The organism is Streptomyces sp. H27-C3 (assembly GCF_030063415.1).
Lineage (GTDB): Bacteria > Actinomycetota > Actinomycetes > Streptomycetales > Streptomycetaceae > Streptomyces.
Genome location: NZ_JASITA010000013.1, coordinates 166825 through 193482, shown reverse-complemented (window position 1 = coordinate 193482; position 26658 = coordinate 166825). Strand labels below are relative to the sequence as shown.

Annotated in this window: 26 protein-coding genes, 3 tRNA genes and 1 pseudogene; 14 read left to right on the top strand and 16 right to left on the bottom strand. The window is 68.1% G+C overall.

Annotated features, from left to right (window positions below; translation table 11 throughout):
• Positions 1 to 41: 41 nt before the first annotated feature.
• The 4 genes from QMK30_RS15670 to QMK30_RS15655 all read right to left on the bottom strand — a co-directional run bounded on the left by QMK30_RS15670 (position 42) and on the right by QMK30_RS15655 (position 5933).
• A complete protein-coding gene (locus tag QMK30_RS15670) occupies positions 42 to 1964 on the bottom strand; it encodes an ABC transporter ATP-binding protein (protein WP_283518541.1) in 1923 nt (640 codons plus the stop codon).
• Positions 1961 to 3694, bottom strand: coding sequence for an ABC transporter ATP-binding protein (locus tag QMK30_RS15665; protein ID WP_283518540.1), 1734 nt, complete (start codon positions 3692 to 3694; stop codon positions 1961 to 1963). The genes QMK30_RS15670 and QMK30_RS15665 overlap by 4 nt, the downstream gene beginning before the upstream one ends.
• Before the next feature lie 177 nt (positions 3695 to 3871).
• Entirely contained in the window at positions 3872 to 5308 is a 1437-nt protein-coding gene (locus QMK30_RS15660) for an FGGY family carbohydrate kinase (protein WP_283518538.1), read from the bottom strand.
• Between the two features lie 322 nt (positions 5309 to 5630).
• On the bottom strand, positions 5631 to 5933 hold the full coding sequence (locus QMK30_RS15655) for a YtxH domain-containing protein (protein WP_283518536.1): 303 nt from the start codon (positions 5931 to 5933) through the stop codon (positions 5631 to 5633).
• 213 nt (positions 5934 to 6146) lie between these two features.
• Between QMK30_RS15655 and QMK30_RS15650 the strand changes: the two genes are divergently transcribed.
• The 3 genes from QMK30_RS15650 (at position 6147) to QMK30_RS15640 (ending at position 6538) form a co-directional block, all read left to right on the top strand.
• Positions 6147 to 6219, top strand: a tRNA-Asn gene (locus QMK30_RS15650).
• 5 nt (positions 6220 to 6224) lie between these two features.
• Positions 6225 to 6297: transfer RNA gene (locus QMK30_RS15645), tRNA-Asn, on the top strand.
• 167 nt (positions 6298 to 6464) lie between these two features.
• Positions 6465 to 6538: transfer RNA gene (locus QMK30_RS15640), tRNA-Ile, on the top strand.
• 617 nt (positions 6539 to 7155) lie between these two features.
• Here the strand turns inward: QMK30_RS15640 and QMK30_RS15635 are convergent.
• A complete protein-coding gene (locus tag QMK30_RS15635; RefSeq protein ID WP_283518563.1) occupies positions 7156 to 7818 on the bottom strand; it encodes a recombinase family protein in 663 nt (220 codons plus the stop codon).
• Positions 7819 to 7874: 56 nt separating this feature from the next.
• On the opposite strand from QMK30_RS15635, the gene QMK30_RS15630 reads away from it, so the two are divergent.
• Positions 7875 to 8705 carry a site-specific integrase gene (locus QMK30_RS15630; protein WP_283518535.1) on the top strand — a complete coding sequence of 277 codons (831 nt, stop codon included), beginning with the start codon at positions 7875 to 7877 and terminating at the stop codon, positions 8703 to 8705.
• Here QMK30_RS15630 and QMK30_RS15625 read toward each other — a convergent pair.
• Positions 8684 to 9601: an IS3 family transposase gene (locus QMK30_RS15625; protein WP_283518533.1), complete on the bottom strand. Its 918-nt coding sequence runs from the start codon at positions 9599 to 9601 to the stop codon at positions 8684 to 8686. The genes QMK30_RS15630 and QMK30_RS15625 overlap by 22 nt on opposite strands.
• Positions 9598 to 9906, bottom strand: a complete 309-nt coding sequence (locus QMK30_RS15620) for a transposase (RefSeq protein ID WP_283518531.1) — start codon at positions 9904 to 9906, stop codon at positions 9598 to 9600. The genes QMK30_RS15625 and QMK30_RS15620 overlap by 4 nt, the downstream gene beginning before the upstream one ends.
• A gap of 166 nt (positions 9907 to 10072) precedes the next feature.
• Between QMK30_RS15620 and QMK30_RS15615 the strand changes: the two genes are divergently transcribed.
• The 5 genes from QMK30_RS15615 to QMK30_RS15595 all read left to right on the top strand — a co-directional run bounded on the left by QMK30_RS15615 (position 10073) and on the right by QMK30_RS15595 (position 13344).
• Complete coding sequence (locus QMK30_RS15615; protein ID WP_283518529.1) at positions 10073 to 10738, top strand: site-specific integrase; 666 nt, start codon at positions 10073 to 10075, stop codon at positions 10736 to 10738.
• Positions 10739 to 10802: 64 nt separating this feature from the next.
• Positions 10803 to 11426, top strand: coding sequence for a hypothetical protein (locus QMK30_RS15610; protein ID WP_283518527.1), 624 nt, complete (start codon positions 10803 to 10805; stop codon positions 11424 to 11426).
• Positions 11386 to 12045, top strand: a complete 660-nt coding sequence (locus QMK30_RS15605; RefSeq protein ID WP_283518525.1) for a hypothetical protein — start codon at positions 11386 to 11388, stop codon at positions 12043 to 12045. The genes QMK30_RS15610 and QMK30_RS15605 overlap by 41 nt, the downstream gene beginning before the upstream one ends.
• On the top strand, positions 12035 to 12463 hold the full coding sequence (locus QMK30_RS15600) for a hypothetical protein (protein WP_283518524.1): 429 nt from the start codon (positions 12035 to 12037) through the stop codon (positions 12461 to 12463). Before QMK30_RS15605 ends, QMK30_RS15600 begins: the two co-directional genes overlap by 11 nt.
• Before the next feature lie 68 nt (positions 12464 to 12531).
• Complete coding sequence (locus QMK30_RS15595; protein ID WP_283518523.1) at positions 12532 to 13344, top strand: hypothetical protein; 813 nt, start codon at positions 12532 to 12534, stop codon at positions 13342 to 13344.
• Between the two features lie 89 nt (positions 13345 to 13433).
• On the opposite strand, the gene QMK30_RS15590 is transcribed toward QMK30_RS15595, so the two are convergent.
• A complete protein-coding gene (locus QMK30_RS15590; RefSeq protein WP_283518521.1) occupies positions 13434 to 13712 on the bottom strand; it encodes a zinc finger domain-containing protein in 279 nt (92 codons plus the stop codon).
• A gap of 244 nt (positions 13713 to 13956) precedes the next feature.
• Positions 13957 to 14523, bottom strand: a complete 567-nt coding sequence (locus QMK30_RS15585; protein ID WP_283518519.1) for a rhodanese-like domain-containing protein — start codon at positions 14521 to 14523, stop codon at positions 13957 to 13959.
• Between the two features lie 91 nt (positions 14524 to 14614).
• Here QMK30_RS15585 and QMK30_RS15580 point away from each other — a divergent pair, with 91 nt between their 5' ends.
• Positions 14615 to 14893, top strand: a complete 279-nt coding sequence (locus tag QMK30_RS15580) for a metal-sensitive transcriptional regulator (protein ID WP_283518517.1) — start codon at positions 14615 to 14617, stop codon at positions 14891 to 14893.
• A 19-nt stretch (positions 14894 to 14912) separates the two neighbouring features.
• On the opposite strand, the gene QMK30_RS15575 is transcribed toward QMK30_RS15580, so the two are convergent.
• The 3 genes from QMK30_RS15575 to QMK30_RS15565 are packed head-to-tail and all read right to left on the bottom strand — an operon-like array spanning position 14913 to position 17416.
• Complete coding sequence (locus QMK30_RS15575; RefSeq protein WP_283518516.1) at positions 14913 to 15656, bottom strand: sulfite exporter TauE/SafE family protein; 744 nt, start codon at positions 15654 to 15656, stop codon at positions 14913 to 14915.
• Positions 15653 to 16018: a rhodanese-like domain-containing protein gene (locus tag QMK30_RS15570; protein WP_283518514.1), complete on the bottom strand. Its 366-nt coding sequence runs from the start codon at positions 16016 to 16018 to the stop codon at positions 15653 to 15655. The genes QMK30_RS15575 and QMK30_RS15570 overlap by 4 nt, the downstream gene beginning before the upstream one ends.
• A 33-nt stretch (positions 16019 to 16051) precedes the next feature.
• Positions 16052 to 17416, bottom strand: coding sequence for a rhodanese-like domain-containing protein (locus QMK30_RS15565; protein WP_283518511.1), 1365 nt, complete (start codon positions 17414 to 17416; stop codon positions 16052 to 16054).
• 161 nt (positions 17417 to 17577) lie between these two features.
• Here QMK30_RS15565 and QMK30_RS15560 point away from each other — a divergent pair, with 161 nt between their 5' ends.
• Positions 17578 to 17976 (top strand): DUF302 domain-containing protein, encoded by a 399-nt coding sequence (locus tag QMK30_RS15560; RefSeq protein ID WP_283518562.1) that lies wholly within the window; start codon positions 17578 to 17580, stop codon positions 17974 to 17976.
• Positions 17977 to 18128: 152 nt separating this feature from the next.
• Entirely contained in the window at positions 18129 to 18797 is a 669-nt protein-coding gene (locus tag QMK30_RS15555) for a class I SAM-dependent methyltransferase (RefSeq protein WP_283518510.1), read from the top strand.
• 152 nt (positions 18798 to 18949) lie between these two features.
• Here the strand turns inward: QMK30_RS15555 and QMK30_RS15550 are convergent.
• Positions 18950 to 19303 (bottom strand): annotated as a pseudogene (locus QMK30_RS15550) (DUF4158 domain-containing protein); the annotation flags it as partial.
• A 438-nt stretch (positions 19304 to 19741) separates the two neighbouring features.
• Between QMK30_RS15550 and QMK30_RS15545 the strand changes: the two are divergent.
• On the top strand, positions 19742 to 19975 hold the full coding sequence (locus tag QMK30_RS15545; protein WP_283518561.1) for a type II toxin-antitoxin system VapB family antitoxin: 234 nt from the start codon (positions 19742 to 19744) through the stop codon (positions 19973 to 19975).
• Positions 19972 to 20379, top strand: coding sequence for a PIN domain nuclease (locus QMK30_RS15540; RefSeq protein ID WP_283518508.1), 408 nt, complete (start codon positions 19972 to 19974; stop codon positions 20377 to 20379). The genes QMK30_RS15545 and QMK30_RS15540 overlap by 4 nt, the downstream gene beginning before the upstream one ends.
• Positions 20380 to 20448: 69 nt before the next feature.
• On the opposite strand, the gene QMK30_RS15535 is transcribed toward QMK30_RS15540, so the two are convergent.
• Genes QMK30_RS15535 through pglZ form a run of 3 tightly spaced genes read right to left on the bottom strand, consistent with a single transcriptional unit; the run spans position 20449 to position 26656 of the window.
• Complete coding sequence (locus QMK30_RS15535) at positions 20449 to 22581, bottom strand: DEAD/DEAH box helicase (protein ID WP_283518506.1); 2133 nt, start codon at positions 22579 to 22581, stop codon at positions 20449 to 20451.
• Complete coding sequence (gene brxD, locus QMK30_RS15530) at positions 22578 to 23906, bottom strand: BREX system ATP-binding protein BrxD (RefSeq protein ID WP_283518504.1); 1329 nt, start codon at positions 23904 to 23906, stop codon at positions 22578 to 22580. The genes QMK30_RS15535 and brxD overlap by 4 nt, the downstream gene beginning before the upstream one ends.
• Positions 23903 to 26656, bottom strand: coding sequence for a BREX-2 system phosphatase PglZ (pglZ, locus tag QMK30_RS15525; RefSeq protein WP_283518502.1), 2754 nt, complete (start codon positions 26654 to 26656; stop codon positions 23903 to 23905). Before pglZ ends, brxD begins: the two co-directional genes overlap by 4 nt.
• Between the last annotated feature and the right edge of the window lie 2 nt (positions 26657 to 26658).

Below are 26658 nucleotides of genomic sequence, written 5' to 3'. Positions count from 1 at the left end.
CCGCAGGCAACCCGCCCCCGCCCCGCAACTCGCCCCCGCCCCTAATCGACCTCGGCCACCGCCTGCGCGAACTGCGCCGCATGCAGCCGCGCATACGCTCCACCCGCCGCCAGCAGCCCGTCGTGCGTGCCCTGTTCGACGATCGAGCCGTTCTCCATCACCAGAATCACGTCCGCGTCCCGGATCGTGGAGAGCCGGTGCGCGATCACAAAGCTGGTACGGCCATGGGCCAGCCGGGCCATCGCCTTCTGGATCAGGACCTCGGTCCTGGTGTCCACCGAACTCGTCGCCTCGTCGAGGACAAGGATCACCGGGTCGGACAGGAACGCCCGCGCGATCGTGATCAGTTGCTTCTCGCCCGCGCTCACCCCCGACCCCTCCTCGTCGATCATCGTGTCGTAGCCGTCGGGCAGCGTCCGCACGAAGCGATCGGCATGGGCGGCCCGCGCCGCCTCCTCGATCTCCTCGCGCGTGACCTCGCGCGACGCCCCGTACGCGATGTTCTCGGCGATCGTCCCGCCGAACAGCCAGGTGTCCTGGAGGACCATGCCGATCCCCGACCGCAGCCCCTCGCGCGACATCTTCGAGATGTCCGTGCCGTCGATGGTGATCCGGCCGCCCGTCACCTCATAGAACCGCATCAGCAGATTCACCAGCGTCGTCTTGCCCGCACCCGTCGGACCGACGATGGCGACCGTCTGGCCCGGCTCGACCTTCACCGACAGGCTCTCGATGAGCGGCTTGTCGGGCTCGTAGCGGAAGGACACCTTCTCCAGCGAGACCCGCCCCAGCGACTCCACCGGGAACGGCGCGTCCGCGGAGTCCGGCTCCTGCTCCTCCGCGTCGAGCAGTTCGAAGATCCGCTCGGCCGAGGCGACCCCGGACTGCAGCAGGTTCGCCATCGAGGCGACCTGCGTCAGCGGCATCGAGAACTGCCGTGAGTACTGGATGAACGCCTGCACATCACCGATCGACAGCGTGCCCGACGCGACCCGCAGGCCGCCCACGACCGCCACCAGCACGTAGTTGAGGTTCGACAGGAACATCATCAGCGGCTGCATGATCCCGCTGTTGAACTGCGCCTTGAACCCGGCCTCGTACAGCGCGTCGTTCTGCTCGCGGAACGCCTCGGCGGACTCGTCGGCGCGCCCGAAGACCTTCACCAGCGCGTGCCCCGTGTACATCTCCTCGATGTGCGCGTTGAGCTTGCCGGTGGTCTTCCACTGCTGCACGAACTGCGGTTGCGACCGCTTGCCGACCTTCGCGGCCACCAGCACCGACAGCGGCACGGTCACCAGCGCGACCATCGCCAGCAGCGGCGAGATCCAGAACATGATCCCCAGCACGCCCACAATGGTCAGCACGGAGTTGATGAGCTGGCCCATCGTCTGCTGCATGGTCTGCGAGATGTTGTCGACATCGTTCGTGGCCCGGCTGAGCAGCTCGCCGCGCTTCTGCTGGTCGAAGTACCTGAGCGGCAGCCGCGACAGCTTCGCCTGGATGTCCTCGCGCATCCGGTACACGGTCCGGTTGATGACGAGGATGGAGAGCCGCGACGACACCAGCATCAACAGCCCCGCGGCCACGTACACCACGAGCACGAACAGCAGGACTTCCCCGACGGCGCCGAAGTCGATGCCCTGTCCGGGGGTGAAGTCCACCCCGGACAGCATGTCGGCGAGCCCGTCGTCCCCCTCGGCCCGCAGGCCGTCGATGGCCTGCTGCTTGGTGCCGCCCTCCCGCATCTGCCGGCCGACCACGCCGGAGAAGATCAGGTCGGTCGCCCTGCCGAGGATCTTCGGCCCGATCACCGAGAACGCGACGCTCAGCACACCCGCCGCCAGCATCCAGCACAGCGTGACCTTCTCCGGGGCGAAGTGCCGCACCAGCCGTCGCGCGGAGCCCTTGAAGTCCATGGACCGTTCGACGGGTCCGCCCATCATGCGTCCAGCAGGCCCGCTCATGCCGCCTCAGCCTCCGTCAGCTGGGAGAGCACGATCTCCCGGTACGTCTCATTGCCCGCCATCAGTTCGTGATGGCGTCCGGTGCCGACGACCCGGCCCTCGTCGAGGACCACGATCCGGTCGGCGTCCCTGATGGTCGACACCCGCTGGGCGACGATGACCACGGTCGCGTCGGCCGTCTCCCGCCCCAGCGCGGCCCGCAGCGCCGCGTCCGTCGCGTAGTCCAGCGCCGAGAACGAGTCGTCGAACAGATAGATCTCCGGCCGCTGCACCAGCGTCCGCGCGATCGCGAGCCGCTGGCGCTGACCACCGGAGACGTTCGTGCCGCCCTGTGCGACGGGCGCGTTCAGCCCGCCCTCCAGTTCCTCCACGAACTGCCGCGCCTGCGCCACCTCCAGCGCGTGCCACAGCTCCTCGTCCGTGGCGTCCGGCTTCCCGTACCGCAGGTTCGTCGAGACCGTTCCGGAGAACAGATACGGCTTCTGCGGCACCAGCGACACCGTCTTCGCCATCAGTACGGGCTCCAGCCTGCGTACGTCCACGCCGTCGACCAGCACCTCGCCGTCCGTCACGTCGAACAGTCGCGGTACGAGCCCCAGCAGCGTCGACTTCCCACTGCCGGTCGACCCGATGATCGCGGTCGTCTCGCCCGGCCTGGCGACCAGGGAGATGTCCCGCAGCACGGGCTCCTCGGCGCCCGGATAGCAGAAACCCGCGCCGCGCAGCTCCAGTTGCCCGTGCCTGCTCAGTTCCCGTACGGGATCGGCGGGCGGAACCACGCTCGACGCGGTGTCGAGTACCTCCTCGATGCGCTCGGCGCACACCTCGGCGCGCGGCACCATCATGAACATGAAGGTGGCCATCATCACGGCCATCACGATCTGCATCAGATACGCGAGGAACGCGGTCAGCGCCCCGATCCGCATCCCGCCGCTGTCGATCCGCTGCGCGCCGAACCAGACCACCGCGACGCTCGCGACGTTCACCACCGTCATCACGATGGGGAACATCAGCGTCATCAGCCGCCCGGCGGCCAACGACACGTCCGTCAGCTCGGTGTTGGCCTTGCGGAAGCGGCCCTTCTCGTAGTCGTCCTTCACGAAGGCCCTGATCACCCGGTTGCCGGTGATCTGCTCGCGCAGCACCTGGTTGACGGTGTCGAGCCGTGTCTGCATGGTGCGGAACAGCGGTCGCATCCGTCGCACGATCAGGCTCACGGAGATCCCGAGGACCGGGACGACCGCGACGAGCACACCCGAGAGCGGCACGTCCTGGCCGAGCGCCATGATGATGCCGCCCACGCACATGATCGGCGCCGACACCATCATCGTGAACCCCATCAGCACCAGCATCTGGACCTGCTGGACGTCATTGGTGGTCCGGGTGATGAGCGACGGGGCGCCGAACTGGCCGACCTCCCGCGCGGAGAAGCTCTGCACCCGCTCGAAGACGGCCGCCCGCACGTCGCGCCCGAGCGCCGACGCGGTCCGCGCGGCGTAGAAGACCGCACCGATGTTGCAGGCCACCTGGACCACGCTGATGGCGATCATGAGACCGCCGAACTCCAGGATGTAGCCCGTGTCCCCGGTCACGACACCGTTGTCAATGATGTCCGCGTTGAGGGTGGGCAGATAGAGAGTGGCGCAGGTCTGCAGCAGCTGCAGCAGTACCAGCAGGGCGATGGGCTTCTTGTACGGGCCGAGGTGGGCCCGTAGGAGTCTTATGAGCACGCGCAGTCTCTCGGTGGTCGGCGGAGCCGGCGGTCGGCAAGATCGGGGACGCCCCATCTTCCGCCACCCGACCCCAGGAATTCCAAGGGATTACGACAACCCGGGGTCAATACTCGCGCCGGTCTCCACAAAGCCCCCGAATCCGATCCAGCCCGCTCGCAGACCGCCGCGGCCCGGTCAGGAATCGAAGGCGCCGGGGTGGATCTGATCCCGCGTCGCTCCGTACTGCTGTCGTACGGCCTGTCCCATCGGCAGCTCTTCGCCCGGCTCCAGCACCTGGGCCGCCGCGCCCTGCCAGGCCGGCGGGGTGTGCGGGGAGAGGGTGCCCTGTGAGACGCCGAGCGCCCAGGCGGCCTGCCGGGCCGCGCCGAGCGCCGCGTACTCCGCGGGCTGCGGCACGACCACCTGCGTACCGAAGATCGCGGGCGCCGCCGCCTGCACGGCGGGCAGCTCGGCGGCGGCGCCGAGCAGGAACACCCGCCTGACCTCGACACCGCGGCCCCGCAGCACGTCCATCGCGTCGGCGAGCGAGCAGAGCATGCCCTCGAAGGCAGCGCGCGCCAGGTGCTCGGGCTTCATCGACTCGCGCCGCAGCCCACTGAGCGTCCCGGCGGTGTGCGGCAGCTGCGGCGTCCGCTCACCCTCCAGATACGGCAGAAGGACGAGCCCGTACGCTCCCGGCGACGACTTCAGGGCCAGCTCCGAGAGCCCGTCCAGGTCAGTCCCGAGCAGTTCCGCGGTGCCCCGCAGCGCCCGTACGGCATTGAGAGTGTGGACGACCGGCAGATGCATCCCGGTCGCGTCCGCGAACGAGGTGATCAGCCCGCTGGAATCGACCAGCGCCTCGTGGTGCACGGCCATGACCGAACCCGAGGCCCCCAGCGACACCACGGCGTCGCCGACCCCGACGCCGAGGCCGAAGGCGGCGGCCATCGTCTCGCCCGTACCTGCGGAGATCAGCAGGCCCTCGGGGGTGGTCCCCGCGGCATCGGACGGGCCGAGTACCTCGGGCAGCGCGGCGTGGTGCCCCAGCGCGAGCTCCACCAGATCGGGCCGGTACGTACCGGTGGCCGCCGACCAGTAGCCGGTGCCGGACGCCGCGCCCCGGTCGGTGGTCCTGCGGGCGGGCCGCCCGAGCAACTGCCACACCAGCCAGTCGTGCGGCTGCATCACCATGGCGGTGCGCTGCGCCGCCTCCGGCTCGTTGCGCGCCAGCCAGCGCAGCTTCGCCACCGGCTGCGGTGCCTGCGGCACCGACCCGACGGCCTCGGCCCACGGCTGGCGCCCGCCGAGGGCGTCGATGAGATCGGCGGCCGCGACCTGGGCGCGCTTGTCATTGCCGAGGAGGGCCGGACGGACCGGAGAGCCCTGCCCGTCGAGCGGGATCATGCCGTGCTGCTGCGCGCACACGCCGATGGCCTGGACATCTTCCAGGAGCCCGCCGCCCGCGGCTTCGCCCAGCGAGAGGAGCCACACCTGTGGATCCGCCTCGGTGGCTTTCGCCTCCACGGGATGCGGGGCGTACCCCTGCCGCAGCACGGCGCCCGTGTCGGTGTCGCACACCACGATGCGCGTAAATGCAGACGAACTGTCCAAGCCGGCGACTATCCCCATGCTCAAGATTCTGCCGCATGTGCCGGGCATGGTGCGCCGCGCCCGGGCATCGCTGGCCGGGCGCGGCGGATGGAGCGGGCATTCGGGGCGGGGACGGACCCGCCACGGGTCGGGCGCGGGGCCAGTGCCGCGCCAGGCAACATTCGCCCCGTCGCGGTGTCCGGCACGCGCCCCCGAGTTCTCGGCTTCGCTCGAACAGGGGCCCCCCTTGGCCGCACCGGCCGAAAGCCCAAGTACGTCCCGTACGAGGACTTCCGGCCGGCACGCCGAGAGCACGCACCGGACGCCGCTCCTTGGCGGGCAAACGTCACCTGCCGCGGCACTAGGTGTTGGTCGTACCCCAGTCGTCCTCGCCGCTCTGCCCGCTGCGCTCACGCAGTGAGCGGACCCGCTCGGCCACCGAGTCGGGCACCCGGTCCCCGACCTTGTCGCTGACCGTGTGGAACGCCTTGCCCGCGATGTCCCGGCCGTTGTGGGCCGCGGACTCCGCGGCGTTGCGCACGGCCGGGTTCTGAGAGATCTGGCGCGCGGACTTCTTCAGCTGCTCGTAGCGCTCGCGTCCGGCCCTGGTGCCGATCACGTACCCGAGGGCCAGTCCGGCGATGAACGTGAGTCGGTAGCGCATGGCTGCCACCCTTCTTTACGTCGGCGGTCCCCTGCTGCCGGGGCATTTCGGACCGCGGGGGCTGTGCAGGCCGCCTACCCGGAGGCACCCGTGATCACCCAGGGGGCATACCGATTGGCGGAGCACCCCCCTGCTTGCGCTAATGTATGTGTCGCAGCGAGCACACGCTTCCCGGGACGCCATCCGGTGGGTACGTTCGGTGCAACGCAGCAATCCCCTGTAGCTCAATTGGCAGAGCAGCCGGCTGTTAACCGGCAGGTTACTGGTTCGAGTCCAGTCGGGGGAGCGCAGTCCCCTGTAGCTCAATTGGCAGAGCATTCGGCTGTTAACCGGAGGGTTACTGGTTCGAGTCCAGTCGGGGGAGCGGCAAGAAAAAGGACCCCTCTGGGGTCCTTTTTCGTGTGTCCGGGAACCGGGCGGACGGCAACGAAGTCCTGATGGGCATGCGTTGCCGACCATCCGAGGCAGGAGATCGTATGACCGGCTATGCTGCGGCAGACGGCGCGCACATATGTGCGCGACGCGCCGTTAGGGGCGGTAGCTCAGCCGGTTAGAGCAGCGGACTCATAATCCGTCGGCCGTGGGTTCGAGTCCCACCCGCCCCACTTGCGCAAGCCTCTGACCTGCGGAAACGTCTCTTCTGGGGCGTCCGAACATGAACTTGGGCTCAACGGACTCAATCCGCTGCTCAGTTGCATGGAGTATTGCGTAGTTCCCTTCCGTCCTGGGTGCACGCCAGCGTGTTGACCTGCTGTTTTACGGCTGATCAAGCTGGTCACCAGCTGGGGCGCGGCTGTCCCTGAGGGTCGCAGCACAGGTTGTGGGGACGTGGTGGGGACGCGGGGATCAGGTCGGGGCGGGTAGCAGCGTTGGCTGGGTGCGCCGCGTCGGTTCCAGATAACGGCCCGTACTGGAAACGGCCCAACCGGAACACCAGGTGCGACCTTGGAGGTTCCGTCGGCCGGGGGAGTGCGCAAGCCGCTTGGCAGCGCCAGGCCCATCCGATGCTCGGATGGCGCGGTCCCGGGCGTCATCGGTGGACGGAAGCGGGGGACGCGCAGAAGACCCGGCTTGGGGTACCGCCGCGCAGCACAGACCAGGGAGCGGTCGTGTGACGACCTGTGCCTGGTTGCCACTGATCCGGGCGTGAGTATCCGCGGTACAGCGGTTGGCGCTGAGAACGATCATGGTGCTGTGCGGGTGGCGGAGCCGGCCTTGGGGGTTACGTGACCGATTCGGTTTCCTCGGCCTCAGAGAACGCCCGGTACAGCGAGGCGACCGAGGGCGAGGTGCCTGCGTTCTTGCCGGTCTTGATGGTGAGCTTGCCCGCGATCTCGGGGACGGGGACGCCCTTGTCCTTCAGCGCGAGCGCGAAGGTGAGCGTGTCGTCGTCGATGACCTTGGGCCGTCCGCCGTGGTTGCCTTTCTTCGCGGCGCTGACCTGGCCCTCCAGGGTCTTCTCGCGGATGTAGTTGCGCTCGATCTGCCCGGCGACGGCGAGCACGGCGAAGAACATCGCCCCCATGCCGTTGGGGTCGTAGATCCCGGCGAGCGGGCCGGTAAGGAGTTCGAGCTGGATGTCGTCGGCCTGGAGCTCGGCGGAGAGCGTCATCAGCTCGGCCGCGTTGCGCGCCAGGCGCTTGAGCTCGTGGACGGTGAAGACGACCGGCGTATCGGGGGCGGCCTCCTTGAACTGGCGGGCCAGCGCGAGCGCCTTCTCCAGCTCGGGCCGCACCTTGATGCGGGTGCTGATCTGCTCCTGGTAGATCTTGTGGCAGTCCGCCTCGCGGAGGGCGTCAAGCTGGCTCGCCAGCTCTTGCCGGGCCGTCGACGTACGGGCGTTAGCTCTGCTTGTTGCTCGTGTCTCGGAGGAGTGAAGTTCTATCCCTCGTTAGAGTGTTAACTCTTGCACTGTCTCGTGACTCACAGCAGGTTCGATCCGTGATCCTTCACTACTTCAGTCCGAGCGGATGGGAACAGTGGGGCTTGCACGAGCGCCCGCTGATCCGCGAGCAGATGCCGGTCCTCATCGACGAGGACCTCCGGTTCGAGGATGCCTCGGGTCCGCGACCGACGACCGTGATGAACCGCTGGCTTCGGGAACTGCCGATCAGCGGGGCACCGAGTCCCAAGACGTGGCGGACGTACGCCCAGATGTTGAAGGGCTGGTCGGAGTTCCTCGACGCCCGCGAGGTCCCCGTCTTCGCTGACCGTCAGCGGCTGCGCGATGCCCTGTCCCTCTACACCGAGCACCGGCTCTCCGGCCCGCTGGAGGTACGGCTGAGTCCGGCGAGTTGGAATCTGGCGGTAAAGACGCTGTCGGCGTTCTACCAGTGGGCGGCGGCCGAAGGGCATCTGCGGGCGGTCCCGTTCACCTACGCCCAGCATTCCCTCACAAGGCCCGACGGCGCGCGGGTCGAGGTCGCCCGGAACCTGGCCACAGTCCGCACCGGCAACGCGCACGCCACCAGAAAATATCTGGAGCGGCCGTACGTGGAGTTGCTGATGAACGCATTGGCGGGCAACGATCCGGCAGGGGTGCGGGACGCGTCGTTCCGGGGGCGGGAGACGGGGCGCAACGCTGCGGTGGTCGGGCTGGCGCTGGCCAGCGGGTTGCGGTCGCAGGAGTTCACGTATCTGACGGTCTACGAGGTGCCCCCGTTGCCGCGGCGTCGCACGGCGGTGCCGGTGTCCTTGGTACTCGCGCCGCCGACCGCGATGAGGTTCCCCCGTTGCTCGGGAGGTGCTGATCAGCTGGTCAGGGAGGGTTGACGGAGTTTCAGGTTCGCTCTTTTGGTCGTTGCCTGATCGGAGTAGTGCTTCTCCTCGAACTCGGCTGGACTGAGGTAGCCGAGCCGTTTCTGGATACGCCGGCTGTTATAGAAGCCGTCGATGTACTCGAAGAGTGCGAGGTTCGCCTCGGCACGTGTGGCGAAGACGCGTCCGCGCACGCACTCGGTCTTGATCAGCATCCACAGATTCTCCGCGAGGGCGTTATCGTAGGAGTCCCCGATGGAACCCATGGATGCGTCAACTCCGGCTCGCAGTAGGCGGGTTGTGAGCTTGATGGACGTATATTGACAGCCGTGGTCGGCGTGGTGGATGAGTTTGCCGGGTTCGACCTCACGACTGGCGAGCGCGTACTCGAGTGTGGCCAGGACCAGGTCGGCGTCGGCGCGGGCGGAAGTCTCCCAGGCGACGACGCGGCGGGAGAACGCGTCGCGGATCGCGGAGAGCCACAGAGGGCCTTCGGCGGTGGAGATCAGCGTGAGGTCGGTGACCCACAACCGGTTCGGCGCGGGCGCGGTGAAGTCCCGATTGACCAGGTCCGGGGCGAGCGTGGCCTTGGGGTCTCGCCGGGTGAAGCCCTTGCGGCGTGGGCTGACACCCGCAAGGTCGGCCTCGCGCATCAATCGCTCGACCCGCTTGCGTCCCACCCGCGTGCCCTCGCGTTTCAGCACGGCGTGCACGCGTGGTGAACCGTAGATACCGGCGGAGCCGGCGTGGATCTCCTTGATCCGCTCGGTCAGCTCGACGTCGCGACGCCGCCGGTCGCAGGGCTCCTTCTCGGCGCGGCACCAGCGGTAGTAGGTGGAGGAGGAGATGTGCAGTTCCCGAAGTACGCACTCGACTCCCAGGCGGGGATGCTCGCGGGCGAGCGCCGTCACCTGGGCCGGGTCGGGTCGAGTTGCGCCGCGAAAAACGCCGAGGCCGTCCGCAGGACGTCGTTGGCCCGCTTGAGCTGGCAGTTCTCCTTGCGCAGGGCCGTGAGTTCGGCACGTTCGTCGGTAGTGAGCCGGTCGTCGCGCTCACCGGCGTCGGCCTCGGCCTGGCGGATCCAGCCGCGCAGGGCCTCAGGATGCACGCCGAGGTCGACAGCCAGCTTCTTGATCTGCGGCTTCGGCTCCATGGTGCGATACATCCGTACCGCACGCTCACGCAACTCCAGCGAGTATTTTCGGGGTGCAGCCATGGTCACAGGTCCTCTCATGAGTCCCATCTGACCCGCTGTCAACAACTTCCGCATCTCGGGGGAACCTCACCGCTGCCACGTCTCCGCGGCCGACAACTTTCTCACCTGGCTCGGAGGCGAAGGGCTAACGCTGGGGATCTGCACACAGCCGGACCTGGAACGCTGGATGGCCGAGCCCACGGTCAGCTACCGCGACGAGACCGGCCACTTCGTCCGCTGGTCGCTACAACACCGACATGCCAGCGGACTCACCTACGGCACCGTCCGCTGGGCCGGCCCCCAGAGCACCATCGACAGCGAGAAACGCTGGGCCGACGCCCGGCGCCTCCTCAACGACGACACACTGCCGACACCGGACCGCGTCGCGGGACTGCTGCTGATCCTCTACGCTCAGAAGATTGCCACCATCAGCCAGCTCACCGTCGACGATGTCCACATCAATAACGACACCGTCTCCATCACGTTCGGCACCTCGCCGGTCGTCCTCCCCTCGCCGCTGGCCAGCCTGGTCCTCGATCTCATCGCGATCCGCCGCGGCAAGGCCAAGATCGGCACCCCCGACGACGTCCCTTGGCTGTTTCCAGGAGGACGCCCCGGGCACCCCCTCGGCGACGACCGGATCGGCCAGCGCCTCCACAAGATCGGGATTCAGCCGAGACAGGACCGCTCCACCGCACTGTTCACCCTCGCCACCGAAGTCCCCGCCGCGATCCTCGCCCGGATGCTCGGGGTCCACATCAAAGTCGCCGTCCAGTGGCAGCAAGCATCAGCGGGCGACTGGGCGAGCTACGCGGCAGACGTCAGCGAACGGACCCCTCCACGGCCCGGCTGAGCAGTTGCGCTGGAAATACGCGCCGCCCTGGCAGTGTCTGGGTGATGCCAACGAGACTTCTCCCATGGACGCAGGACTCGTAGGGCTCCTCGGTGGAGTCATCGGCGCCGCTGTCGGTGCACTCGGCGCAACGGCATCCGCATGGATCACCGGAGGAAAGGCAGAGCAACAAGCCAAGATCCAGTCTGAGGCACAGATGGGGCAGGCACGCCTCCAGATAGAGGCTGAACGGTCTCGTGCACTCCGAGAGTCACGCAAGAGTGCGTACGTGGCCTTTGCCGAGGGTTGGAATCTGGTACACGGAACGCTCGGCGAAGCAGGTATCAAACTCGGAGGCATCGCAGCAAGCGACCCTCTGGAAGAGCGCGAAGAGCGCCGCCAAGCCGCCCGTCGTCTTTGGAATGAAGCACGCGCACTGCACCGTCCGCTCGACCGGCTTATGGCCGTCGTCTATGTGGAAGGGCCAAGCGAGATGAGGGATGCCGCAGCGGCGGCAACTGGCGCCTTGGCCCCACACTTCAGCGCGGTCATGGCGTGGCTGCACGCGGTCGACGGCGAGACCGAGACACCGCAGCACGCGATGGAGCGAGACAGGACAAGTAGTGACGCATACGCGAAGTACCTCGCATTTCTCTATGCCGCGCCGGATGCCGTTCTACCGGACGTCCGAGGTCTCATGGAGCCATAAGCCTGGGGTATTCCGGCACTTCCAATACCCGACTCCACCATTAGCGCGTCCCGGCGGTCACCAAGCCGCGTTCTCGGCAGAGGTCGCGGCCGAGGAAGAGGCCGAGCACCTGCGGCTGACCGTTGCCGCCTACGAGGACTACCAACGCGGCATCCTGCCTTCCGGCCACGGCGCACGCGACCTCATCGCCTCCTTCAAGGCAGTGGACCGGGCCCTGGACCGACACGATCCAGGGTCGGTGACGGTCATCGACGATCGGCGTGTCGAGCGCATCCTCAAGGCCAAGGCCAAGAGCCTGCACGTTGGCGTGGGCAACTACTGCTGGTTCTCCGACCCTGCCAAGGCCCTGTGCCTGAAGCTCGCCGGCACCCCCGACGCCGACGAACCGCTGATCGGGATGTGCGACTCGGCACGCTGTCCTCAGGCCACCCACCATCCCCAGCACCGGCAGGTGTGGGCAGACCATGCAGAGACCACCCAGGGCGTGTTCCTCGGTAACCCGCAGCTGTCCAAGCCCGAACGTGCCCGCGCCCAGGCCGCGTTCGACCGCGCCACCCGCATCGTCACCGAGATCGACGCCGCCAGTATTGAGGACGAGGAGGCCAGCCATGCCGGGTGAGCGCCATGCCGATGCCGAGGTCAGGCTCCGGGCCGCCATGCAGCAGCTACTGGCCGGGGATGTCCCCGAGGGCTTGAAGTGCGACGTCAAGAGCCTGTGCACGCTTTCCGGAGTGCCCCGGGCGACCCTCTACCGCGCCTATCCGCATCTGAAAGCCGAGTTTGAACAGCACCGCGCCGGGGCCCAGGAGGCTGGGCAGCAGCCGGATCCCCGCCTCGCCCAGATCGAACGCCTCAAAGCCGAGGTCGCCGAGCTGCGAGCGCGGCTCGGCCGGATGAACGTTGAAATCACCGACCTGCAGGCGTTCCGGACCCAGGCCCTGTCCCGGCTCGCGGCCCAGCACGACGAGATCACCGCCCTGCGGCAGAGCCCGCAGCCCATCCCGAACGCCACGGTCCACACGCTCCCGCCCCGATGAATCCACCGCCGCCCGGCGGTCTCAAATCGAATGCCGCCGTGAACCGGCCTGGTGAAAGATGGCGCGCTGTGAGCGAGAAGCTGATGTGGGACGAGTGGGCACAACGGGTCTATCTGACCTGGCTGGCGCGAGACATCCGATATGCGCAGGTCGCGCTGCTGGAGATTCGAGCACGAGTTGGTCGAACGCCGCCGGATCCGATGCTCTGGATTCCGCTGGAGGCTTTCCTGATGTTCGCTGCCAAGGTCTCCAAGATGCTCAAGCCAGTCAAGCTTGACCAAGGCAGACCGAAGGACTCCAAGCCCGAGCAGCAGAAGGCCTACGATCGACGCAAGTTCCGTGGTGAGCGCCTGCGCGCCCTACTGGAGGTTGATGACTCATCACCTGTCCTGGACCGGAGGGTCCGGGACGCCAGCGAGCACTTCGACGAGCGTCTGGACACATGGACAGGCGACCACCCCCGAATCACGGCCGATGAGATGGAAGCCGGTGCGCTGCCAATCTTCCCGCCACCGCCGATGCGGGCAATAGACCACGGATCGTGGGTTGTCGAGGTAGCCGGAGAGACACTCGACATGGGGGTCATCGAGACAGAGCTGCAGCGGATTCTCACGCGAGCGACGGAGCTGGAGCCGCTGGCTGGGGTGGAGGACGTGGGGCTGGCGACCCTGCTGGCCGGTCTACCACCGCTCCCCGCAGAGCTGGGGCTGAACGCACCGACCCGCAGACCCGATGAGGATGTGCGCACCGGGATCGACCTGCAGGCGGCTGCAGCACGCCAGAGAGAGTTTGACGAGGCGATCGCCCGGGCCATTGATGCCCTGGCGGTGCATAGAGAAGGCGACGACGAGCCGACGACAGGCACATCCGAGTCCGGATGAGACACGGCCCCCTCACCGAGGCTGACCCTCTGAAGATCGATCTTCGATCATGGGCGAGACAACCCCGCGCGGACATGTCTCATGCCTGGTTATCGGGCGTACCCGATTCGGATCTGCTTCGCGTCGCGCTGCGCGGGCAGCGCGACGGGCGCCGGTCCCTGCTTCCACGGACGCCCTGGACCCCGGTCGGCGGGGATGAGGATGTCGAGGTGCTCGCGCAGCGCGGGTACGAGGACGAAGCGCGGGGTGTGGTACTTCGTCGCGGTCTTCCCACCGCGCGTTCGGCACGGACTCCCGGCGGGTACCTCGCATTTGGGGCAGTCGTTGCGTTCTACCGCGATTGCTGCTTGATCGGGCGTCAGATCCACGCGATCAGTCTCGCAGATTGCCTCTCGCACAACCTGCCACTTCTGAGAGGACTTCTGCGAATGGCGACCTGCGGAAACGTGATCGCTTTCGGGGCTCTCGCAGAACTCGCACAGATGGTCATTTGTGCGAGTGGCCCGGCACCCTCACGCGTCCGCCTTCTCGCCAACGGTGGCCGTCGCGTCCGGGGACCGAGCAGTAGCCCTTGTCTTGACAGTGGTTGTCCCGGTCTTGTCGGTCGGTGTGTCAGTCCTGCAGTGCTTGCAGGGTGGCGTCGAGGTCGGTGGTGCGGGGCTGGTTGTGGGGGAGTTTGGCGAGGGCGGCGGCCATGCCGCAGGTGTTGGTGGCGGCGGAGAAGACCAGGCCGGTGCCGATGGCGGCGGACAGCCAGCGGGCGGGGCGCCAGCGGGTGCCGGCGGCGAGGCCGAGGACGACGAGGGATCCGGCGGCGAGTCGCACCTGGCGTTCCATGGGCCAGACGGCCCGGCCGTTCTCGGGGCGGTGGAGGGTGCGGCCCTCGCCGGCCCATGCGGTGGTACCGCCGGTGAGGGTGGCGGCGGGGATGTCGGCGGCGGCCAGTTCTGCGCAGGCGGTGGTGGAGCGGTTGCCGGAGGCGCAGACCATGAGGAGGTCGCCGCGGGCGGCTGCGGCCTTGAGGGCGGGCAATGCGGTGTGGAGGTGGTCGAGGGGGATGTTGTGGGCGCCGGGGACGTGGCCTGCGGCGTATTCGCCCGGGGTGCGTACGTCGATGACGGTGTACTCGTGCAGGCGGGCGGCGGCCTGGGCGGGGATGAGGGCGGTGGGGGTGGTCATGTGCGGGGTGGTCCCTTCGAAATTAGTCCGGGGGCGGGTGTCCGTACCGGGTACGATACCCCTAGGGGTATTTTCTTCGTGGAGGTGGACAGTGGAGCTTGAGATGGCGGCCGATGAGCTGAAATCGGTGCTGAACCGGCTGCGGCGGGCTCAGGGGCAGATCGCGGGGATCATCAAGATGATCGAGGAGGGCCGGGACTGCGAGGACGTGATCACGCAGCTCGCGGCGGTCTCCCGCGCGTTGGACCGGGCCGGATTCGCGATCATCGCGACCGGGCTGCAGCACTGCATGGCCGAGGGCGGACAGACGGCCGGTGACCGCGATGAGATGCGGGCCCGGCTGGAGAAGCTGTTCCTGTCACTTGCCTGAGAACCGGTGGGCGCCGTGTTCATGCGATCACGTCGATGAGCATGAACGCGGCCACCGCCAGGAGTACGCCGGCGAACACTCTCTGCAGAGTGGGTCCGGAGATCTTGGCGGCGAGGCGTTTGCCGTCCCAGGCGCCGAGGATCGCGGCCCCGGTGAACGGTCCGATGACCTCCCACTGGATGCCGCCGCCGGTTCCGGTGCGGGCGGTCAGGGCAGCGAGTGAGTTGACGGTGATGACGAGCAGGCTTGTGCCTACCGCCCTGCGCATCGTCAGCCCGAGCACGCTCACCAGGGCCGGGACGGCGAGGAATCCGCCTCCTACGCCGAGGAATCCGGTCACCGCACCGAGCCCGGCGCCCGCCCCGGCCGCCTTGCCGGGCCGTATCCGGCCCGTCGGCTCGGAGGTGGAGGGGCGGAGCATGCGCAGGGCCGCCAGCGCGGCGATCACCGCGAACGCGATGGTCAGGGCCGCTGCGGGCAGGTGCCCGGAGGCTGCTCCGGCGAGGTAGGCGGGGATGATGCCCGCGGCTGCGAAGAGTGATCCGGCTTTCCAGGCGACGTGGCCGTCGCGTGCGTGGGCGTACAGGGCGGTGGCGGAGGTGGCGGCCACGATGATCAGGCTGGCGGTGGTGGCCGCTGCCGGGGTGAAGCCGAGCAGGTAGATCAGAGCGGGCACGGCCAGGACGCTGCCGCCGCCCCCCAGGGCTCCGAGGGCGAGGCCAATGACGGCCCCGGCAATGACGGCGAGAACGAGGGCCATCACGCTATCTGGCCGCTGTTCCCGCGTTCGTCGCTGACCGGGTATCCGGAGGCGGCCCACGCGTTCATGCCGCCCTTGACGTCGACCGCTTGTTCTCCGCGCTGGGTGAGGAGTTTGGCCGCCTGCTGGGAGCGGTGTCCGCTGCGGCAGATGACCACCAGCGGCCTGCCCGACGCCCCGGGCGGCAGGGCGCCGTCGGCGACGAGCTTCGACAGCGGGGCGTGCAGGGCGCCAGGGGCGTGGCCGGCGTTCCACTCCGGCTTCTCGCGGACATCGAGCAGAACCGCGTCCGGGGCCTGGCCGCCGGTACGGCTGCGAGCCTGGTCCACGCTGAGACGGGGCTGGGTGCGGCGGAAGAGGAACATGACGTTCCCCCTTTCTCGTGCTGGGGGCGGGGATCAGCCGGTGGTCAGGGGCAGGCCGGCGTCGGCGGCGGCGTCGAAGCCGTCGTCGACGGCGACGACATCCCGGCCTGCCGCGTCCAGCAGGGACGCGGCGATCGCGGCGCGCATGCCGCCGGCGCAGTGCACCCACACCGTCCCCTGCGGTACCTCGGCAAGGCGGCCGGGAAGCTCGTGGATGGGGATGTGCACCGATCCTTCGATCCAGCCGTTCGCCCGCTCGGAGTCGCGGCGCACGTCCAGGACCACCGCGTTCTCGGCTCCGTGGGCGGCGAGGCCGGCGAACGTGGAGCGCGGGAAAGAGGCGGGTGTCTGCCCGGTGGGCAGCCAGGCGGCTGGGCCGCCGGTCGCGGCGGCGGCCGGCCGGTCGATGCCCACCCGTACCAGTTCGCGCTGGGCTTCGGCGAGCTGCTGGGCCGATTCGGCGAGCAGGGTGACCGGCTTGCCCCAGGGGATCATCCAGGCGAGATAGGTGGCGATCTTGCCGTCGGCCTCGAAGTTGAACGACCCGGCCACGTGCCCTTCGGCGAAGGCCACGCGGTTGCGCAGGTCGACCACCCACTCACCGGCCGCGAGGCGCAAAGCGATCTCACCGGGATCCGCGAGCGCGGGCGGCGTCAGATCGACCGGGGCGGGGCCCGTGGCGTTGGCCGGGCCCATGTGCGCGTAGTAGGCGGGCACGTCCTCCAGCCCGGCCAGCAGGTCGGCGACGAAGGTGTCCACATCGACGGTGAGCGCCGTATTGGCGCTCTTCTCCTTGCCGATGGTGGTCTCCTCCCCGTCGGACTGGGCGGAGGAGCAGAAGCTGCCGAACCCGTGCGTGGGCAGCACGGCCGTCTCGTCCGGGAGGCCGGAGGCCAGGCGGTGGGCGGAGGCGTGCTGGGCGCGGGCGAGCTGTTTGGTCAGCCGCGGCTCGACCAGGTCCGGCCGGCCAACTGTTCCGATCAGCAGGGAGCCGCCGGTGAATACGACCACGGGCCGCCCCGCCTCGCGCAGCGCGTAGGAGGTGTGGTGCGGGGTGTGGCCGGGGGTCGCGATCGCGGCCAGTGTCACCCGGCTGCCGGCGTCGATGTCCACGGTGTCGCCGTCTGCGACGGGCACCCGCGCGAACGAGACCTTCGCGTCGGCCGGCACGAGGTACTGGGCGCCAGTGATCCGGGCGAGTTCGAGACCGCCGGTGACGTAGTCGTTGTGGATGTGGGTCTCCACCACATGCGAGATCCGCACACCGCGCCTGGCGGCTGCCGCCAGGACCTGGTCGATGTCGCGCGGCGGGTCCACCGCCACCGCCATGTGCTCACCGCCGGCCAGGTAGCTGCGGTTGCCGAGACCTTCCAGCTCGATGGTGTCAACGAAGAACACGCGGGTACTCCTTTCGCATGAAAATTACCCCGGGGGGTATCTGTTTCCACCGTAACACCTGTACCCCCGGGGGTATATTCCGTGGGGAGCCGCCATACCCGGCGGGTACCCGGCGGCCTCCGCAAGAAGCGGGGCCAGCAGACGAGGAAGAGGCGATGACGATGACCTACAGCCGCACCGTGCACGTGACCGGTGACTTCGAGGAGACCGTGAAAGCCGTGCGCGAGGCCCTGGCCGAGCAGGGCTTCGGCATCCTGACCGAGATCGACGTGCAGGCCACGCTGAAGGAGAAGCTCGGCCACGACATGGAGAACTACCTGATCCTCGGCGCCTGCAACCCGCCGCTCGCCCACCAGGCCATCGAGGCGGACCGCTCCATCGGCCTGCTTCTGCCCTGCAACGTCGTCGTCCGCACCGACGGCGAGCGCATCGCCGTCCAGGCCCTCGACCCCGCCACAATGGTCACCCTCACCGGCCAGGACGCCCTCAAGCCCGTCGCCGAGGACGCCACCCGCCGCCTCGACGCCGCCCTGTCCACCCTCACCCGGCAGCGGACATGACCTCGGGCCGTCCGGACTGCGGGCAGCCCTGCCGGGCGGCCCGCGAGCCGTGTCCCTGTGACCGCCCGGTCCCGCCATCGGGAGGCCACCGAGGGGCCTACGCTTACCTGCGGCCCGCACGGGAGTGATGCTGGCGGAACGAGGGAGCCCACGTGGCGCACGAGCGGGACGAGAAGCTCGCAGAGACCCAGCGCGAGCACTGGCAGAGCACGTACACCGCCCACCCGGGCATGTACGGCGAACAACCCTCCGACCCAGCCGTACACGCCGCCGCCGTCCTCCGGACGGCCGGAGCGCGCGACATCCTCGAACTGGGCGCCGGACACGGCCGCGACGCGCTGTACTTCGCCCGCGAAGGCTTCACCGTCCACGCCACCGACTTTTCCGCCACCGGCCTGCGCCAACTTACCGACGCCGCCCAGGCCCAGGACGTCGCCGGGCGGGTCAGCACTGCGGTGCACGACGCGCGCGAGCCGCTGCCGCTGGCGGACGACTCGGTCGACGCCGCGTTCGCGCACATGCTGCTGTGCATGGCTCTGACCACGAAGGAGATCTACGCCGCGGTCGCAGAGATCCGCCGTGTCCTGCGGCCCGGCGGAGTGTTCGTCTACACGGTCCGCCACACCGGCGACACCCACTACGGCAGCGGCACCGCGCACGGCGACGACATGTACGAGCACGGCGGCTTCGCGGTGCACTTCTTCGACCGCGACCTGGTCGAGGCCCTCGCCGACGGCTGGACGCTGAATGAGGTCCACGCCTTCGAGGAGGGCGACCTGCCCCGCCGGCTGTGGCGCGTCACTCAGACCCTGCCACGGTGACCGGAACTCGACCCGACGTCGTCCCGGCTCTCATGATGCCGAAATCTTCCCGTGCCGGTTCATGCATCACCGTCGGCCCGGCCGCTCGTGACTGTGCCCGGGACGCTGATTCCGTCCCGGGCGCCGTCATGTGCGGGCGGAGATCAGTCCTCTTCTTCGTCCTCCCAGGCCGCCCGGATCTCCCACGAGTGGTCATAAGCCGTCTTGGGCCGATCGGTGTACCGCTTCACCTGAGGGGCGTCCTGGATGCCCAACTGCCCGGCGAGGTAGTCGACCACCTCCCACGGCACTGCCAGCGGGTCATCAGTGAGGAACCGCCCCACGTAGCGCACCGTGCACAGCTGCACGGCTATCCCGAGACGGTGGCTGTCCGCGCGCCGCAGCGCGATCAGATCCCGGTCATCGTCGTCGAGGAAGAAGAAGCGTTCCAGCTCAGGGCGCGTCGGGACCTCTTGAAAGGCCCCATAGGACGCGGCTTGTTCGTCAGTTAAGAACTCTACGGGCATGAAGCGTGACCGTACGCGATCAAGGAAGGTCTGATCAGGTGTTTCATCGAACCCCGATCAAGAAAACCGACCATGATCATTCTCAGCGCCAATCGCTGTACCTCGGATACTCACCCCCGTGATCGCGTGAGGCCAGCTGATCACCCTTGTGATGGTTTGGGCCAGTTTCATCCGCCCATGCGACGGAGTGGCTGTTCAGGATGGCGAGGCGCGGCGGAGAGCACACACGATCGACTGCGTACATAAGTCCATGTGACCCATTAGGGCCTCACTCCCCCCGGGCTGACACCGCCGTCGAACGTCCCGTCGGCCGATGGCCGCGCCATTAATCACTGGGCCCCTATCGCCATCGACGACGCGGAACGTGCAGTTCTCTGAAGCCGTCAATGTTGGCGATGTATCGTAGATGCATACATCAACATCAGGGAGATGGTGGTTGTGTCGGTCACCCAGATTGATCTCGACGACGAGGCGCTGGCAGAAGCCATGCGGTTGATGGGCGTCACGACGAAGAAGGAGACGGTCAACGCAGCCCTGCGCGACTACGTGGGCCGGGTCAAGCGACTGGAGGCCGCCGAGAAGCTGGCCGCGCGTGGGGCGCGTGGTGAGTTCGAGCAAGCTGCCGCCTCGTATGACGCCGTCAAGCAGGCCCGGCGGGCGGCCTTCGAGTGATCTCGTACCTGCTGGACACCTCCGCACTGTGGCACCTCTTCCGCACCCCAGGGGCGCTGCGCCCCTGGGAGGGACACATCGCGGCCGGGGTGTTCCGCGTATGCGAACCCACCCGGACCGAGTTCCTTTACTCGGCCACCAGCCCGTCCCACCGCGACGAACTGGCCGAGGAACTGGACGCGCTGTGCCCGCTGTCCGCAGTGCCGAAGAACGCGTGGCGCTGGGTGGACACCGCCCAGTACAAACTCACCCAGCGCAGCCAGCACCGCTCCGCCGGCCCGATCGACCTACTCGTCTGCGCAACCGCAGTCCACCACGGCCACACCGTGCTTCACGTCGACAACGACTTCGCCTCCGTGGCCGGCATCCTCAAGGACGTACAACAACGCGACATCCGCACCTGACACCGACCGAGCTCGTGGGCGCTGATCCGATGACGGCCCGCCTGCCGCAGTACGGGTACAGCACCCAAGTCACTGTCCCGCGACTGTGAACCGGGACTGCTCTCTGAGCGCAGCCGCCGCGCCGTCCAGATCCGCGAGCCGTGCGGCAAGGGTGGCCTCCGCGAGCCGGGTTGGGAGTGCGGCGCTGAACTTGAGGCCGTTGAGCGCACGCGCATCGACCGCGGGAAGACACAGCTGATCGACGGCCTCTGCAGTGGCCTTCCTCCATTCCGCGGGTGTCACGTCCTCGCGAAGTCGGATGCAGGTGTCCGTTGGCCTCTGGAGAGGATCGGCGATCGTGGTGAGTGTGGCGGCCAGGGTGGCGTTGGCCCGGTAACCGGCCCAGGTCCACCAGCGCATGTTGGTGTCACGCCCGCCCCTGACGATGACGGTCCCGTCCGGGTGGACCATTTCCGAGCTGCCCTCGCGCGCTTGGGCCAGCGCAGCTGTGGCACGGACGGTGAGGGCAACCGGCGGGTCGGAGCCGAGCAGTACTTCTCTTGCCGCGCGGGTCAGTTCATACGATGCGGTCCGGCCAGAACCTACTCCTCCCCAACGCGCTTTGCCGCCGCCATCGACCGGTTCGACGAAGCATCGCCGCCGGGACCAGTCGATATACGTCACCTGCCAGTTCCGTCCTGCAAGGAGCAGACGCCGAGGACCGGGCACTTCTTCTGTCAGTAGCGCGGGATTGGTCGTGCCGATCTCGGAGCGACCCGACAGCACCGCGAATTCCGGAGCTGCCGTGAACACTGCAGTGAGATCCATGAAATGTCTGTATCCGAAACGGCGTTCTGCTTCCGGACCAATGAAGAGCATCCCACCGTCCCGATCCAGGAATCCCTCTTCAATCAGGTGACGCACGATAGGTTCGGCCGAACTTCCGAAGGGTCCGAGTCCTCCCCACCATTCCTGCCACAGTCGATCCCCGACTCGATGCTCCTGCAAGCAGAGAGCCAGCACTTGTTGCGCGACAATGTGCCGCGGTTCCGGCGGAGCGACCACCGGCTCCACCCAGCCGCGCGACCACAACAACAAGAGTGCTGCCGCACCGATCAGTCCGTCCTCGTCGACGGTGAGGAACAGGCAGTTGCGGGTGGACCCCGGCCGCCGGCCGGTGCGGCCAAGACGCTGGAGGAAGGAAGCCACAGTGCCGGGCGCATCGATCTGGATGACGCGGTCCAAGTCGCCCACGTCGATACCCAGCTCCAAGGTGCTGGTTGAAACGATCACGCAGTCGCGCGCATCAGCGAAAGCTTCTTCCGCTCGGCGACGTTCATCCACTGAAAGGGACGCGTGAGACAAGAAAGTGGTCACGCCCTTAGTGCGCAGGCTCTCTCCCAGCTTCTCAACCTGTCGACGTGATTCGCAGAAAACCAGCCGCTTCTCACCTTGGTGGAGGGCTGCGATCACCGTGGCCGCGTTCTCCAGCGACCCAACATAGTCAACCTGAATGTCGCCGGGCGGTGGCAGCACCGGGAATTCCTCGCGCAGGTGCGGGGCGACGACCCGAGCCGGGCGGTGCCCACTCCCTGAACCCTGCAACCAGGTGAGCAGCTGATCAGGATTGCCTACTGTGGCGGAAAGCCCGATACGTTGCACGGGCCGTCCAACGACACGCTGCAGACGCTCGAGCACCGCCAGCAAGTGCCATCCGCGGTCGTCTCCAGCAAAGGCGTGCACCTCGTCGACGACGATGGTTCGCAGTCCGGAGAAGAAGGTCCGGTGATCGACATTGGTGCTGACGAGCATCGCTTCCAACGATTCCGGTGTGGTCAGCAGTACGTCCGGCCGGTCCCGCAAGATGCGCTTGCGGCGCGGCTGGGAAACGTCCCCGTGCCACAGGGCGGCGGTCCGCCCCAGCCAGGAGGTGTACGTCTCCAGGCGCGGCAGCAGGTTGTTCAGCAGCGCCTTCAGGGGGCAGACGTACAGCACCGACGTGCCGGTCCAATTCTCCTGCGACATCCTCGACAGCAGCGGAAAGGCGGCGGCCTCAGTTTTCCCGCCGGCGGTCGGAGCCAAAAGAACGGCATCAGAGCCGTCAAGGAGGGGCTCGATCGCCTCCTCCTGCAGAGGACGAAGGCCAGGCCATCCCAGAGTGTTGACGATGTGATGGACCAGTCCAGGATGCAACCGGTCCAGCGGCTCGGGTGCGCCTGTCATGGAAGCTCCAGCTCGATCTCGTCGGCGCTGCCCGCTGCTGCGTTACGCTCCACCTCGCTCAGCTCAGCGGCATTCACAGTCAGCGCGTAGTGCTTGCGAGGGTCGAAGTCGTCGAATTCGTCGACCCGGTCCAGGACGTCCGCGACGAGCTTGCGCAGGAACAGCCGCGGGGCGATCCCCGCCCGCCCGCCGAGCTTCCCTGTCATAGCGGTGGCAAGTTCAGCGACGTACGCGTCGTCGACCCGTGCGGCGATGCGCTCAGGGTTCTTGGCTGCGCCCGCGTACAGATCCCTTACCGACCGACCGAGCTCGCCGAGGCGCACGAGGTCGAAGCCGGTCAGCCGCAGCTGGACCGCCCGCGGTGAATCGAAGCGCGTATCGGTCGAGAAGTCGGTCGCCAGCCGTTGGGCGAGCGGTGGGAGCCGCTGTGCACCCTGCTGCCCGTCATAGAAGGCGGGGGTACCGGTGATCACCAGGAAGAGTCCGGGGAAGCGGCCGGCGTCGATCTCGTCGAGAAGCTGACGCAGCGCGTTCAGCCCTTTCTCCCGTACATCTCCCCGAACCCGTTGCAGGGTCTCGATCTCGTCCAGGACCACCAGGAGTCCGGGATGCCCGCAGTCCTTCAGCACGGTGAGCAATCCCTGCAGGAAGCCGAGCGCCGCGAAGTGGTCCAGGTCTCCCCGCACCCCTGCGGTCCGCCGTGCAGAGGCGGCGACCGATTTCTGGCCGCCGAGCCACGCGATCACAGCCTCGGCGGTCGCGGAGTCGCCCGCGAGTGTGGCCTTGCGGTAGCCGCGCAGAGCCGCCGAGAACGCCGGGGTGGTCTGGGCGACCGCACGCAGTCGCTCCTCCATCAGGTCCTCGACTGCCGCTTCCAAAGCCTCTTCGTCATCGGCCAGTTCCGGATGCGCCTCATCCACCTCCTCCGCGAGGGTGTAGAACCATCCGTCAACCACCGAGCGCAGGGCGCTGGCCGGCTCGGTCGCGGTGGTTAGCCGCTCCGTGAGTCGCCGGTAGACCGTTTCCAGCTTGTGCAGCGGCGTCTCCGTCTCGGAGATCTGGATCTCGGCGGTGGCGAGACCGGCGCGCTTGGCCCGTTCGGCAAGCCAGCGGGCGAAGAACGTCTTTCCTGATCCGTACTCGCCGCGGATGGCGTGGAAGGACGCGCCGCCCGCGGCGATCGTGGAGATCCGCTCGTCCAGTGCAGGTGCGAAGCGGTCCAGACCGACCGCGAACAGGTCGAGCCCCGCCTGCGGCACAGTCCCGCGCCGCAGCGCGTCGATGACTTCGCGGCGGCGGGCCGCGCTGATCGGTGCGGCGCTCACTCGTTCTCCTTGGGCAGCTCGAACTGCTCGCGCAGCGTCTCGCGGTTGAGTCGGACCCGGGTCCGGGCATCGATCAGACTGATGACCTCGTAGCCTTCGATGTTCAGCAACCGGGTCAGCACAGTCACGAACCCCTCGGGACGGGTGTTCGTGCGACCACCCGAGGCGATGGCTGCCGCGGCGACTGCCGCGAGCGAGAGTGTGCCACCGGAGGCGTCAAGCGCGTCGATGACGGCGGCCACCACCTTGCGGTCGGGCACCTTACGGACGAACTTGCCCTGATGCTCGTAGATCTTGGTGCCGACGATCTGCTGGCCGAGGGTGGGCGCCGCCGGCGCGGGTGTCACCGGTACTTCGACCGCATCGTCGGCGACGTGCTCACCCTCCTGTGGGCGGGGTTTCAGTTTGCCCTGCCCCGTCTTCTTCACTGCCTTGGCCGGTGCACGTGCCGGTACGGATGTTCCTGCGTCCGCATCCCACCACACAGGCTGCACGGATTCACGCGGCAGCTCGCTCCAACCGTCCGGCGCCAGCGTGGCCGAAGGGGCCAGAACCACCACCGGCACCGTCATCTCCGCGAGCGCCGCACCACCGTGGTAGCCGGCCTTGCGCGGGGTGTAGCGGATCTCCTCCGTCCAGGGCACGGTGACTTGGCCGTTGTTCTCCAGCACTCGCGGCCCGGCCAGTGTGACCTCCCCCTCGCCGGGCACAGTCCCCGTTCGCCAGCGAGCCGATTCCACCCCCTCGGCGGCCAGTGGTCCCACCTCAGGCCCCGTTCGGTCAAGAACATGTCCATGGTCGGACACCAATACGACGGGACGCCCCTGCCCACGAGCCGAGTTGAGAAGCTCGGAGAGGTACTTCACCCGGACCACCGACCAGTCGGCAAGGGAGCTCTGCTGCCCATGATCGAGACTCTCGTCAATCGTGTTCAACACGACGCCGACCACGGCGTCCGAGGCGATCGCCGCGACCACTCGCGAATCAAGCAGCTGCCCCGCCGGTCCAGGGATCTCGCTTTTGTGGAAGAGAACGGCCTCATGCCGATGCTGTTTCCAGAAGGCAACGAACCCTTCCTTCTCCACGCCCTGTCCACCCGACACTGGGCGTCCACACAGCAGAGTCGCCCGGCTGATCACGGTCACCGAAGGAATCATCGCGACTGCAGCGGCCCGCCGCCCGTCATCGGACAGCTCCCTCCACCGCCCCGCCCCGGTCAGCTCCTCGCCCAGCTGGGCCGCGACCGCACTACTCATTCCATCCAGGACGAGCACCAGCGGCGGCCGCTTTTCAGCCAGCTTCAATGCGACCTTCCGTAGAACGTCCTCAATGGGAAAGGTCTCCTCGGGCTGCCCGGCGGTGGCGTGCTGGGCCCACGGCTGGAGCCGGGCCGCGAAAGCCTCGTCGAGCAGAGCACGCCGCCGCCTCGCCGCGTCGTGCACCGTGCGGTAGGCCTGGGCCAGGGCGGGCTCAGCCTCTCCATCGCCCACCCACAGCTGGGCCAGCGCCCGGTCCACCCACCCCCAATCGGCGACGTGTGCGCGCACGGCCTGCCCGACCGAAGACACGACCGGATCCGGCGTATCCAGCCAACGGCTCAGGCGTACCGCCATGCGCGCGAGTTCGACACGCTTCGGGTAGAGAAGAGCGGCGAGTTGATGCTCCGCCACATGTTCCCAGGCTGCCTGTGCCGCTCGCGGTCCTTCGGGCAGGGCGTCGGCCAGCTGATGCAACCGCGCTTGGAAACCGGACGGAAGAAAGGGGTTCCCGGCCAACGAGGCAGTCAGATGGGCATGATCTGCCAGCCGGTCAGCCTGCTGGATCACATCGACAACCCGCTGCCGGGCATCCTCGCTCTGGGGCCCTCGTCCCGAGGCCTCGCCGATCCAACGGGTCAGACTGCCTTCCACCGCTCGTGCGTAGGCGCGCAGTTCGGAGGGCCGGGATCCCGACCCGAACACCGATCCCAGGGCCACCGCCGCGTCTGCGGACGCCGCGTCGTCAGTCATGACGGAAGCCAACACGCCCAGCGCGGTGGCCTCAGCACCCCGCCCCTGGAGCGCAAGCCGCAGCAGCACCGGGGCCGCCTCTCCGGCGCTCTGTGCCAGCCATTCGGTGATGCCCTGGCGTTCGGCCTCCGACAGTCCGGCAAGGCGCTCCGGGCCCCCCTGCGTGCGGGACCAGGCCAGCAGCGCGTCGACATCCACCGACACCCCGCCCTCGTAGACGCCTTCGAGTCCGAGCCGCACGCCGACCAGGGCACGCATCGCCGCATCCAGGGTGAGCACGGCCCCGCGTTGTGGCCACCCGCCCTGCGCCGCATCAGGCTCGGCGGCGATCAGGGCAGCGGGCAGCCATTGCCACGGGTCACGGCGCATCCGCGGATCGAGGTCGGAGGCGCCAAAGAGCTGCTTGACGATATCGACCTCGTCAACAGCGATGATCTGCGAGCGCACCATCTCGCCCAGCAGATCGAGACTGATCCGTTCCCCCGGCACATCTGTGGTGACCACGAGCAGATCAGCCGCCTCAGTGGCCAGATGGTCCTGCCAGGCGGTGGTGAGGCCGAGTACCGAAGTGGCATGAGCGATCCGGACCCTGCGCCGCGACCCGTCACCGGCAGGAACGGTGAACTCTTCGGGGCCGCCCATCACGTATTTCCCATGTACCAGGATCAGCCGACGGCCCCTGGTACGGGCCAGGCGAGTGGTCAGTAGACCAGTGATGACCCGCTGGTCGAGTTCAGGCACGA

Coding starts and splice junctions, on each gene's coding strand:
- QMK30_RS15670 (WP_283518541.1), bottom strand. CDS start 1,964: ATGAGCGGGCCTGCTGGACGCATGATGGGCGGACCCGTCGAACGGTCC.
- QMK30_RS15570 (WP_283518514.1), bottom strand. CDS start 16,018: ATGTTCCTCTTCCGCCGCACCCAGCCCCGTCTCAGCGTGGACCAGGCT.
- QMK30_RS15660 (WP_283518538.1), bottom strand. CDS start 5,308: ATGGGGATAGTCGCCGGCTTGGACAGTTCGTCTGCATTTACGCGCATC.
- QMK30_RS15620 (WP_283518531.1), bottom strand. CDS start 9,906: ATGGCTGCACCCCGAAAATACTCGCTGGAGTTGCGTGAGCGTGCGGTA.
- QMK30_RS15535 (WP_283518506.1), bottom strand. CDS start 22,581: ATGACAGGCGCACCCGAGCCGCTGGACCGGTTGCATCCTGGACTGGTC.
- QMK30_RS15605 (WP_283518525.1), top strand. CDS start 11,386: ATGCCGTTCTACCGGACGTCCGAGGTCTCATGGAGCCATAAGCCTGGG.
- QMK30_RS15585 (WP_283518519.1), bottom strand. CDS start 14,523: ATGACCACCCCCACCGCCCTCATCCCCGCCCAGGCCGCCGCCCGCCTG.
- QMK30_RS15610 (WP_283518527.1), top strand. CDS start 10,803: ATGGACGCAGGACTCGTAGGGCTCCTCGGTGGAGTCATCGGCGCCGCT.
- QMK30_RS15615 (WP_283518529.1), top strand. CDS start 10,073: ATGGCCGAGCCCACGGTCAGCTACCGCGACGAGACCGGCCACTTCGTC.
- QMK30_RS15655 (WP_283518536.1), bottom strand. CDS start 5,933: ATGCGCTACCGACTCACGTTCATCGCCGGACTGGCCCTCGGGTACGTG.
- QMK30_RS15560 (WP_283518562.1), top strand. CDS start 17,578: ATGACCTACAGCCGCACCGTGCACGTGACCGGTGACTTCGAGGAGACC.
- QMK30_RS15600 (WP_283518524.1), top strand. CDS start 12,035: ATGCCGGGTGAGCGCCATGCCGATGCCGAGGTCAGGCTCCGGGCCGCC.